Origin of the sequence: Paraburkholderia fungorum (assembly GCF_046027605.1) — a bacterium.
Classification (GTDB): domain Bacteria; phylum Pseudomonadota; class Gammaproteobacteria; order Burkholderiales; family Burkholderiaceae; genus Paraburkholderia; species Paraburkholderia fungorum_F.
Map to the genome: position 1 here is coordinate 1 of NZ_JAQQEF010000078.1, position 1,386 is coordinate 1,386.

Consider the following 1,386-nt stretch of genomic DNA (forward strand, 5'->3'; position numbering starts at 1 on the left):
GGCCGAGATGGAATGGACACCGCCCTCCCTTCGGGGAATTGGGCAGGATTGAGGGCCCCCAGGACCGAACGGCATCAATGTGCCAAAGTGGAGTTGCGACACAACCACTTATGGAACGGAGGCCCCAGATGAATGCTACGACATACGGACTCGACATTGCAAAACGGGTGTTCCAGATGTACTGGGTCGACGCCCAAACTGGCGAGATCGCGAATCGGAAGTTTGGACGTGACGATCTGATTACATTTCTGGCGCAACGTCCCGCTGGTCGCGTCGTTCTTGAAGCTTGCGGAAGTGCTCACTGGTGGGCGCGCAAGATTCGCGCGCTCGGACACGAGGTGGTGCTACTACACGCCCAATTCATTCGACCTTTTGTGCAAACGAACAAGACTGACGCGGCGGACGCCCGGGCAATCTGGACCGCAGTGCAGCAACCCGGCATGCGCACGGTTGCCCCCAAGACAGAGGATCAGCAGGTGATGCTAAGCCTTCATCGTATGCGCTCGTTGCTCGTCAAGTTTCGAACAATGCAAATAAATCAGCTGCGCGGGTTGCTGTATGAGTTCGGCGTTACGTTTCGCGCAGGACGCGTTGCAGGGCTCGATGAGATCAGGGAGCGCCTGGCAGAACTCGAAGACACACTGCCACGATCAATGGTTCTGAACCTCCTCGAACAGTTGCGTCGCATCAACCTGTTTGAGGAAGACATCAATCAACTCGAGAAGAGGATTGGTGCATGGCAGAAGCAGGAAGCGGCATGCCGTGCGATTTCCGAAGTACCGGGAATTGGCCGGCTAACTGCAACGGCTTTGGTGGCAACAATTGGAGACGCGAAGACATTCAAGTCAGGCCGCGAGTTCGCAGCGTTTCTGGGGCTCATTCCCCGTCAGAGCGGTACGGGCGGAAAGATACGGCTCGGCTCGATCTCAAGGCGCGGTGACCCATACCTGCGTACCTTATTAATACATGGGGCACGTTCTGTTCTGTGTCACACCAAAGTACCAACGGCGTGGCAAAAGGCGATTCAGGCGAGACGGCCAGCAAATGTGGCAGCGGTAGCCTTGGCAAACAAAATGGCCAGAACCGCCTGGGCGATCCTTGCTCACGAGACTTCGTACGAAGCGAATCATGTAAGCCACAGACCCGCATAGAGGAATGTGCACGTTGAAGCGTCATGGAACTGGTAGGTTGCTAGGGTTGATTTCAATGTGATGGCAAAACAGGTCGGACCGCAGGAGTGCAAACCTGAACACAGCCTTGTGCCTGAAGCACGCGGCCGAGATGAGGACATTCCTGGCGCATTCCATCAGGGCTCGCGGCTTCGGCCTGCGTAAAGCCGGATATAAGACCGCAGCCGATACCTCGTTACGGCATCACATGAAGATC

The 1,386-nt window shown here is 56.2% G+C and carries 1 protein-coding gene; it reads left to right on the forward strand.

Annotation, left to right across the window (positions count from 1 at the left end; translation table 11 throughout):
* Positions 1-128 precede the first annotated feature (128 nt).
* The gene (locus PQR53_RS38800) at positions 129-1,151 is read left to right on the forward strand and encodes an IS110 family RNA-guided transposase (RefSeq protein WP_408465874.1); all 1,023 of its coding nucleotides are present in this window, start codon (positions 129-131) and stop codon (positions 1,149-1,151) included.
* Positions 1,152-1,386 lie beyond the last annotated feature (235 nt).